The sequence below is a fragment of the Bradyrhizobium sp. genome (assembly GCF_049512235.1).
GTDB lineage: Bacteria > Pseudomonadota > Alphaproteobacteria > Rhizobiales > Xanthobacteraceae > Bradyrhizobium.
The window spans coordinates 1-9227 of sequence record NZ_JBEKXH010000263.1; the positions used below are offsets into that span (position 1 = coordinate 1).

Annotated in this window: 7 protein-coding genes; 3 read left to right on the forward strand and 4 right to left on the reverse strand. The window is 63.3% G+C overall.

Translation table 11 applies throughout. The features are described 5' to 3' along the window. The first annotated feature begins 8 nt into the window (after positions 1-8). A complete protein-coding gene (locus ABSG20_RS22190; protein ID WP_423866663.1) occupies positions 9-1127 on the forward strand; it encodes a patatin-like phospholipase family protein in 1119 nt (372 codons plus the stop codon). Positions 1128-1147: 20 nt separating this feature from the next. Here ABSG20_RS22190 and glgA read toward each other — a convergent pair whose 3' ends face one another. Further along, entirely contained in the window at positions 1148-2563 is a 1416-nt protein-coding gene (gene glgA, locus ABSG20_RS22195; protein WP_423866657.1) for a glycogen synthase GlgA, read from the reverse strand. A 364-nt stretch (positions 2564-2927) separates the two neighbouring features. Here glgA and ABSG20_RS22200 point away from each other — a divergent pair, with 364 nt between their 5' ends. After that, on the forward strand, positions 2928-3995 hold the full coding sequence (locus ABSG20_RS22200) for an alcohol dehydrogenase (protein WP_423866658.1): 1068 nt from the start codon (positions 2928-2930) through the stop codon (positions 3993-3995). 24 nt (positions 3996-4019) lie between these two features. Continuing rightward, positions 4020-5099 (forward strand): isocitrate/isopropylmalate dehydrogenase family protein, encoded by a 1080-nt coding sequence (locus tag ABSG20_RS22205; RefSeq protein WP_423866659.1) that lies wholly within the window; start codon positions 4020-4022, stop codon positions 5097-5099. 98 nt (positions 5100-5197) lie between these two features. Here ABSG20_RS22205 and ABSG20_RS22210 read toward each other — a convergent pair whose 3' ends face one another. From ABSG20_RS22210 to ABSG20_RS22220, 3 genes are all read right to left on the reverse strand, one after another. Next, the gene (locus tag ABSG20_RS22210) at positions 5198-6319 is read right to left on the reverse strand and encodes a hypothetical protein (RefSeq protein WP_423866660.1); all 1122 of its coding nucleotides are present in this window, start codon (positions 6317-6319) and stop codon (positions 5198-5200) included. A gap of 193 nt (positions 6320-6512) precedes the next feature. Then, positions 6513-7334: an enoyl-CoA hydratase gene (locus ABSG20_RS22215; RefSeq protein ID WP_423866661.1), complete on the reverse strand. Its 822-nt coding sequence runs from the start codon at positions 7332-7334 to the stop codon at positions 6513-6515. Positions 7335-7506: 172 nt separating this feature from the next. After that, positions 7507-8847 (reverse strand): L,D-transpeptidase family protein, encoded by a 1341-nt coding sequence (locus ABSG20_RS22220; RefSeq protein WP_423866662.1) that lies wholly within the window; start codon positions 8845-8847, stop codon positions 7507-7509. Positions 8848-9227: the final 380 nt, after the last annotated feature.

A 9227-nucleotide genomic window follows, 5' to 3' on the forward strand; every position in this document is an offset into this window, starting at 1 on the left:
TCGGGTCGCTGGGCAGGACGCTCCCCGGTCAGGTCGTTCTCGTGCTGCAAGGCGGCGGCGCGCTGGGCTCATATCAGGCCGGCGTCTACCAGGCGCTGCATGAAGCCGGCATCGCACCGGACTGGGTCATCGGTACGTCGATCGGCGCCATCAATGCGAGCCTGATCGCCGGCAACACGCTCCAGGACCGCCTGCCGCGATTGCGCGAGTTCTGGAAGCGGATGGAGCAGCGCCCGATCTTTAGCTTCGCCGGCGGGTTTCCAGGCTTCAGCGACCAGCTGTCCTACTGGTCGACGGTCGCCAATGGCATCCCGGGGTTCTTCAAACCCAACCTGCTTGCCCATGCCGGCGCCGATTTTCCGCTTGGCGCCGAGCAGGCTGGATATTACTCGACCGAGCCGCTCAAGCAGACGCTCGGCGAACTCGTCGATTTCGATCTGGTCAACAGCGGAGGGCCGCGGCTGACCGTGGGTGCTGCCCATGTCCGAAGCAGCATGATGCGCTATTTTGACAGCCGCGACTGCAGCCTCGGCGTCAAGCACGTCATGGCATCGGGCGCGCTGCCGCCGGCGTTTCCCGCGGTCCGCATCGATGGCGAGCTTTATTGGGACGGCGGCATCCTCTCGAACACTCCGACCGAGGTGGTCTTCGACGACAACCCCCGCAAGGATTCACTGATCTTCGCAGTCAACATGTGGAATCCGTCAGGGCCCGAGCCGACCACGATGGCGGAGGTGCTGAACCGGCAGAAGGACGTGCAGTATTCGAGCCGCATTGCGAGCCAGATCGTGCGCCAGCAACAGGCCCATCGCCTGCGGCACATCATCGGCGAGCTGGCGGCGCGGATACCCGAATCCGAGCGCAACAGCGACGCGGTGCGGGAATTGGCGGGATATGGTTGCAAGACCCGGATGCATTTGGTGCGGTTATTGGCGCCGCAACTCGATCGCGAGACCCACACCAAGGACATCGACTTCAGCCCCTCCGGCATCATGCAGCGTTGGCATGCAGGCCATGCCCACACCAAGGCGGTGCTCGATCGTTCGCCATGGGTCGGCGAATTCGATCCGCTCTCGGGCGTCATCCTCCACGACCAGATCGAGATCATGCCGGCGGCGGCGGAGTGACTTGCGGGGACCGGGCCGCCTTAGGACGACAGCGCCTTCCTGTAAAGCGCGCCGTAGCAGGCCGCTGAAATGTCCCAGCTGAACGACCGCGACATCGCCCTGCGGCGCATGGAGTTGAGGCGATCCTTCGCCTTGAAGGCCGCAAAGGCGCGGCGGACGCCGCCGAGAAAGGATTCGGTCGACGGCCGGTCGAACAGAAACCCGGTTTCGCCGTCGGTGATGGTTTCGGCCAGACCCCCGGTCTGGTGCCCGATCGGCAGCGAACCGAACTTCTGGGCATACATCTGGCTCAGTCCACAAGGCTCGAAGCGCGACGGCATCAGCGTGAAATCGCTGCCGGCAAAAATCCGCCGGGCCTGTCCGTCGTTGAAGCCGATGGCCACCCCGATCGCATCGGGTCTGCGCCGGTGCGCATCGACCAGCGCCTGTTCGATTCCGGGCTCGCCGCTGCCGGTAACGATGATCTGGCCGCCGGCCTCGATGATCTGGTCGGCCGCGGACAGCACGAGATCGATGCCTTTTTGATGCACGAGGCGGGCCACGAGGCCGAAAATCGGACCGCGCGACAGCGCCAGTCCGAACTGCTGGCGGACGTAGTCCGAGTTCGCTCGCTTGCCTTCCCAGTCGCCTGCGGCAAACGGCTGCGCCAATTGCACGCAGAGCCGCGGATCCCAGCTTTCATCGATGCCGTTCAATATCCCGGTCAATTGCGCGGCCGCGGAGCGGCGGGAGAGCAGGCCCTCAAGCCCGCAGCCGAGTTCCGGCGTGGTGATCTCCCGGGCATAGGTCTCGCTGACGGTGGTCAGGTGCGAAGCGTAAACGAGGCCGCCCTTGAGGAAGGACAGCTTGTCGTAAAACTCCAGGCCGTCGATATGGAAAGATGCCTCCGGCACGCCGATCCGGCGCAGCGCCTCTTTCGGGAACAGGCCCTGATAGGCGAGGTTATGGATGGTCAGAATGGAGGGGATCTTGATGCCGTTCCAGGCGAGGTAGGCCGGCACGAGCGCAGCCTGCCAGTCATTGGCGTGGACCAGGTCCGCTGCCCAGTTTCTGTCCAGACTGCCTGCGGCCAGCTGGGCCGCCGCTGCGGCAAATCGCCCAAAGCGTACGTCGTTATCAGGCCAGTCGCGGCCGGAGTCATCGCCGTAGGGATTGCCGGGACGGTCATATAGTTGCGGACAGAGCAGGATGTAGACCGGCAGGCCGTCTTTGGTCGATGCCAAGCCAAGCGAGCAGGCCGGCATTTCCGCCACCGCCGCGCAATAACCAATGATTTCAATGTGGCTGAATTGTTCGACGACGTCGCGATATCCGGGCAGCAGGATGCGGACGTCGCTGAGAAGCCGCAGTGCGCGCGGGAGAGCGGCCGAAACGGCGGCGAGCCCGCCCACCCGGACGAAGTCGTCCATCTCAGTCGTAACGAACAAAACTCTCAAACAAGGTCCTCTCGCATCCCCAAGTTTCATCATCCATAAGTTTCATCATCCATAAGTTTCATGATGCAAGAACGGTTCCACGCTGGCTGCTGCAGGAAATGGAAGGCCGGCCTGCCAGATTCAAGCCGCCGCGCCGGCTCAATGGCTCCCCGGGCCGAGCCGCGCCATTCAGGGGTCACGGCGCAGCGAAGAATTCGCGGCTGCAGCTGAAATCTGGACCTTTTCGGGCGAGCCGCTGCGGGCGGCATTGCACTGAGGGCAAGGGCACCCCGCACCGGATCAAGACTACCAGCCGGCCTCGACGGTGCATGGGTAGACGTGGCAATCTGCCGGCAACAACAAGACCATCGACGGGAGAGAAGCGATGAAGAGTTTCCAGGTCAGTGATTTCAATGCTGCTTTGACGGAAGTGGACCAGCCGACGCCGCAGCCTTCGGGAACTCAGGTCCTGATCAAGGTCAGGGCGGCCGGGGTCTGTCACAGCGATCTGCATATCTGGGAAGGCGGCTACGATCTCGGCCACGGACGCAAACCGCTGTCGCTCAGAGATCGCGGCGTCTCGCTGCCGCGCACGATGGGCCATGAGACCACGGGCGAAGTGCTTGCCTTCGGGCCGGAGGTCACGGACGCCGACAAGAGCGGTCTTTCCGTCGGTGACGTCGCGCTGGTCTATCCCTGGCTGGGCTGCGGCAAATGCGCGACTTGTCTCGCCGGCGACGAGAACATGTGCCTGAAACCCAATTCGATCGGCGTCTACTGCGACGGCGGTTATGCCGATCACATGACGGTGCCGCATCCGAAGTACCTTCTGAATTTGCGGGGGCTCGATCCCGTCACCGCAGCGCCCTATGCGTGCTCCGGCGTCACCACCTACAGCGCGCTGAAGAAGGTCGAGGCGGATTTCAACACCCCGATCGTCATCTTCGGCGCCGGCGGTCTCGGCCTGATGGCGCTGTCGCTGTTGAAGGCCATGGGCGGCAAGGGCGCCATTGTCGTCGACATCGACGCGCGCAAACGCGAGGCCGCAGAATATGCCGGCGCGCTCGCCACCGTCGACGGCGGCGCGCCCGACGCGCTGGAGCAACTCGCGGCCAAGGCCGGTGGCCCGATCCGCGCCGTGATCGATCTGGTCGGCAATGCCAAGACCGCGCAACTCGGCTTCGATTGTTTGACAAAAGGCGGCAAGCTGGTGATCGTCGGCCTATTCGGCGGCGGCGCGCCGTGGGCATTGCCGCTGATTCCGATCAAGGCCATTACGATCCAGGGCAGCTATGTCGGCAACCTCAGGGAGACCCAGGCGTTGCTCGATCTGGTACGCGCCAAGAACATCGCGCCTATACCGGTGACGCCGATGCCGCTCGCCAGGGCCAACCAGGCGCTGGCCGATCTGCAGCAGGGCAGGCTGGTCGGCCGCGCGGTGCTGACGCCGTGAGGCCCCTTATCCAGAGGAAATCCCATGTCCGTCAATGACGCGTTCCACATTGCCGTGCTGGCCGGCGACGGTATCGGCCCCGAAGTGATGGCGCCGGCGCTCGAAATCCTGCGCAAGATCGGGGCGAAGTCGGATCTGCAGTTCCGCTTCAGCGCGGCGCCCGCCGGCGCCAACCATTATCTCGAAACCGGCAGGTCGATGCCTGAGAGCACCATTCGGCTGTGCGAGGAGGCCGACGCGATCCTGCTCGGCGCCTGCGGTCTGCCTTCGGTGCGCTATCCCGACAACACCGAAATCGCGCCGCAGGTCGAACTGCGCTTTCATTTTGATCTTTATGCCGGCGTGCGGCCGGCGCGATTGATCCCGGGCGTGCCGAGCCCGATCGTCGGCGCCGAACGGCGCGGCATCGACCTCATCGTCATCCGCGAATCCACCGAGGGCCTGTTTGCCTCGATGGGCAAGGGCGTCGTTACCGATAGCGAGGCGCGCGAGACCCTCGTCATCACCCGCAAAACCTCGGAGCGGCTGTTCGAATTTTCCTTCCGGCTGGCCGAACGGCGCAAGGCGCGCGGCCGGCCGGGCGCGCTGACCTGCGTCGACAAGGCCAACGTGTTCAAGGCTTTCGCATTCTTCCGCGGGATGTTCGACGAGGCCGCCAAGCGCCATCCCGGCGTTACGGCCGACCGGCTCTATGTCGACGCCTGCGCTGCGCTTCTGGTAAAACGGCCCTGGGATTTCGACGTCATGGTGATGGAGAACATGTTCGGCGATATCCTCTCCGACATGACCGCCGGCCTGATCGGCGGCATGGGCATGGCGCCTTCCGCCGATATCGGTGATCGGCATGCGGTGTTCCAGCCGTGCCATGGCACCGCGCCCGACATCATGGGGCAGGGCAAGGCCAACCCGACCGGCATGATTCTTTCCGCCGCGATGATGCTGGACTGGCTCGCGGACAAGCATGGTCTGGAAGCCGCGGCGGAGGCCGGCGAGCGGATCGAGCGCGCCGTCGACAAGGTCTATGCCGATGGCGTCAAGCCGATGGAATTCGGCGGCAGCAACGGCACCGCCGATGTCGCGAAGGCGGTGCTGGCGGCGCTATAGGGGAGACGGCCAGCGCGCAGCGCATGCACCATGCCGGGGGGCGACCGAGATGTTCGCCCCACGCAGTCGGCGGCCCGGCGGCTTCAAATCCCGCGACGTCACGATCCGTCTGACCAATAGAGCACGAATTCCGGGGTGTCGGTCAACGACGAGACCAACTCTGCCGGCTTGGACAGGACAGGCAATGTCGACGGAGTTTGCTGGCTTACGCTGTAGCTGTAAATCGACCCTCCCGGGGTATTGCCGCCGGTCCCCGCCTGAAAGGGAATGTAGACGGTGGCGGGTGACAAGCCGTCGAACGAGATGCCGCCGATCTTGTTGGTCTTGTTGTCCGAGGTTGGCGGCGTCAGATCGATTGGCTGCAAGGCGAACGACGCCGGCGACTGCTGCAGCAGCCCCCAGTAGAGCTTCGATCCGGCGCTGACATAGAGGCCGCCATTGTCGATCGCAAGATGCGTGGGCGACTCGTCAAGCCCGTTGCTGGAACCAAGGTAGCTGCCGTCGGTCAGCAAATACAGGTCGACGACCTTCTCGGGTTCATCGCACACGAACAGCATGCCGTTGGCGATGGCCACGTCGCGCACCGAGTTCTTCACCTTTGGATTTTTGCCCTTGTCTTCGTCTTTTTTCTCGAAACTCACCCCAAGTCCGCCATGGGCATGATCCACCGGCGTCGCTTCGACACTCACATCGCGCAAGGTGCCGACCTGCGACGCTACATAAGTGCCGTCCAGAAAAGTGCCGTTGGGAAACGACCGGTTCAGGTAGGCGGACTGGCACCCCTTACCCAGGCTTCCGCTCTCACCGCCGTCGCCTACGCTGACTTGGCTCACCACATTGGTGTCCTGGTTCGATGTGTAGCAGGTCGTTGCGTTCTCGAACACGATCCCGAACGGATGGGCGATCGACGTTTCGAAATGGCCCTCTTTGCTCAACTTTGAAGCGATCAGCGTCGACGCATACGTGAACAGGTGCTGTTTCAGATCGGAAGCGCTGAGCGTCGATGCGCCGGAATCCGGCACCTTATAGGCCAGCACGGCGCTTTCCGACTTGGCGCCATTGGCGACATACAATAGGCCGTTGGCCAGCACCATCGCGCGCAACTCCGAGAGATCCTTCGAATGGTCGAGCGCCTCTTTTGTCTTGAGCTTGCCGTCCGTGTGGTAGGCATAGACGTTGTTGATGCCGGAAGATCCGCCGTGGAATGTGACGAGCAACATGGCGCGAGTCCTTTCACGATTGCGATCAGACGATGGTCGCGAGGCCTTGGCAATTGAGAGGGCGCCAGGTCCGAGGCTGCCCGGTTAGCTAATGTCATGACAATGCACGCACAGGTAGCGCGCGTCAAGGCTGGCCGGCCGGGAGCGCGTCGCGCGGATCCGGTATGCTTCCATTCGTGCTGCGGACTGTGCGCTATCGCCCGACAAAATTCGGCTTGCGCTTTTCCATGAACGCACGCCGGCCTTCGCGAAAATCCTCCGAGTCCATGCAGGCGGTGCCGATCGCCTTGATCGCGACCATGTCACGCTCCTCGGGGTCTTTCAGCACTTGCGCAATAGTGAGCTTGGCGGCCTTGATCGCCAGGGGCGCGTTGTGCGAAATGGCGCGGGCGATCTCGGTGGTCGCATTCCACAATTCGGCGTCGGGAACCACGCGTTCCACCAGTCCGGTTCTTAAAGCCTCGGCGGCATCGATGCGCATGCCCGTGTACATCAGAAGCCGCGCCCAGGATGGTCCGACCAGCGAGACCAGATGCTTGAGGCCGTCATAGCCATAGGCAATGCCGAGTTTGGCGGCGGGGATGCCGAACTGGCTGTTCTCGGCTGCGATGCGGATGTCGGCCAGCATCGCCACCTGCATGCCGCCGCCGAGGCAAAAGCCGCGGATGCAGGCAATGGTCGGTTTTGGATAATCCGCGAGCAAAGCGCGCGGCGCGGCGCTGCGTTTTGAATATTCTTCCGACGCCTCGGCATTGTGGCGGGTTTTTTCGAACTGGCTGATATCGGCGCCCGAGACAAATGCCTTGTCGCCGGCGCCAACCAGGATGACGACGCGCACCTCGGCGTCGTCGCGCAGTTCGATCAGCGCATGGCCGAGCCCTTCCCACATGTCGAGCGACATGGCGTTGCGTTTTTCGGGGTTGTTGAAGGTGACGACGCCGACGCCGTCGCTGATGCACTTGAGGATCTTGCCATCGGCAAAGGATTTTTCGGTAGCCTTGGGGGCGTCGAGCATGGGGCGGCTTTCGGGATTGGGGTGATGCACCTGCAATGAAGCATTGCTCAGGTGTTCCGGCAATGGCGGCCACCTCTCCCCTTCCGGCCTTGTGCCGGCCTTGTGGGAGAGGTGCATCGAGCACGCGCAACCCGATGAACCCAAATTCTTAAGACCGGGAATCCCGCTTTGCCTACGGCGCCAGATGCGCGGTCAGCGGATGATTGGCGGCCTGGCTGAAGAACGCCGCTTCTTCAGCGGTGGCCTCCAGCAACTGCTCGTCCTGGTCGTAGATGTCGTTGCGGAACTGAACGGTCTGATCCCTGGTCATCCAGGCCGTGAGATAGACCCAGGCCACCGGGACTTTTTTCGGCAGCGGGATGTCGAGAGGCTCGCCGGTGGCGATGGCTGCATCGATCGCGGCGCGATTCCATCTGGGCATCTCCGCCTGCAACAGCCAGGCGGCGAGGTCACGCACATTGTCGACCCGCGAGCAGCCATGCGAGTCGAAGCGGTAGTCATCGCTGAACAGGTTACGCTGGTTGGTGTCGTGCATGTAGACCTCATAGGCGTTCGGCATGTCGATTTTCAGCGCGCCAAGCGCGTTCCAGGTGCCGGATTGCTGACGCACCGTGAAGTTCGGCGTGCGCGTGCCGGACCAGTCCACCGATCGCGGGTCCATGGCAGCATCGTGCGCATCGAGCACCTCCATATGCATGCGGGCGAGATAGCCGGGATCCCTTCGCATATGCGCCGAGATTTCGGTTTTGGCGATCGATGACGGGACGGTCCAGGTCGGATTGAGGTTGATGCTGGTGATTTCGGCTGTCAGCGTCGGCGAAGGCTTTTCGGTCTTGCCGACGATGACGCGATAACGCCGCATCACCCTGTCGTTTTCGACCGCCTCGGCGAACGCCGCCGGGAGGTTGACGACCACGTAGCGTTGCCCGAATGCAAAATTCATGTTGGCGAGGCGTTCCAGCGAAGCCTCCAGTTGCCTGATCCGCTTCTGCACCGGAACGTTGAGGGCGGCAAGCGTGCGCGGGGTCACCATTCCCGTCGGCGCCAGGCCATGGCGCGACTGGAAACGCCTGACGGCGTCGGTGAGGGTGTCGTCGTAGGGACCGGAGGTCCGGTCCGAGACCAGATCGCCGCTGATGATGAGACGCTGGCGCAGCAGATTGTCGTGGGGCCCCTGCACGCCGGCTGCGAATTCGGCGTCGGCGGGAATTGCCGGCCAGCCGCCGCGCACGGCCAGATCCGAATAACTCAGCGCTGCCTCCTTGATTCGCTGCGCCGTGCCTTCGTCGTAGGTCGGCTCGGGCGAAAGCGCCAGGGCCGCGGCCGAACGTGATGCGGGGCTGGCGGCTGCCGGCCTTGCCGGAACGAGGTGCGCGGGATTTGCCCCGCCCGCCGGGGCCGTGGCTAGGGCTTTGGAGGGCAGGGGTGCGGTAATGGCGCTACCCGGGCTTTGCGCAAAGGCCGATGCACTCGCCAGCACCGTGGCGATGGCAATGATTGTCATTCTTCGCATGTTGGATCCCTTTGGGAAGCCGCCGCGACGGCCCCTGATATTGAAATCAGCCCGCCGAAGCCTAACGACGGCATCGGGCCTGATCCGCAATTGGATTATTGCCAATATGGCGCATCAGGGTTGCGCTCCGATTGGTTAATTAGTTGCTATTGCGGTTGTTGCACCGCCGCAAGGGAAGGATTTGACCTACCTTTGATAGCTCCCGCCAGCCGCTAATGGGGTTCGCTACCCTATTCCGGAACGCCAGAATCGCCTGAGGCCGGAGCTTATGCTGCTAAGGTTCGATGTCGCGGTCGATGTGACGGAACTCGAGGCCTCGGCGCGCGCAAGGGGTGTTTCGCGGCGGGTACACGACATGCCAAAGCCTCGGACCGCCACTT

Bases quoted from the DNA above. Each gene is read 5' to 3' on its own strand.
- ABSG20_RS22200 (WP_423866658.1), top strand. From the start codon at position 2,928: ATGAAGAGTTTCCAGGTCAGTGATTTCAATGCTGCTTTGACGGAAGTG.
- ABSG20_RS22205 (WP_423866659.1), top strand. From the start codon at position 4,020: ATGTCCGTCAATGACGCGTTCCACATTGCCGTGCTGGCCGGCGACGGT.
- ABSG20_RS22220 (WP_423866662.1), bottom strand. From the start codon at position 8,847: ATGCGAAGAATGACAATCATTGCCATCGCCACGGTGCTGGCGAGTGCA.
- ABSG20_RS22215 (WP_423866661.1), bottom strand. From the start codon at position 7,334: ATGCTCGACGCCCCCAAGGCTACCGAAAAATCCTTTGCCGATGGCAAG.
- ABSG20_RS22210 (WP_423866660.1), bottom strand. From the start codon at position 6,319: ATGTTGCTCGTCACATTCCACGGCGGATCTTCCGGCATCAACAACGTC.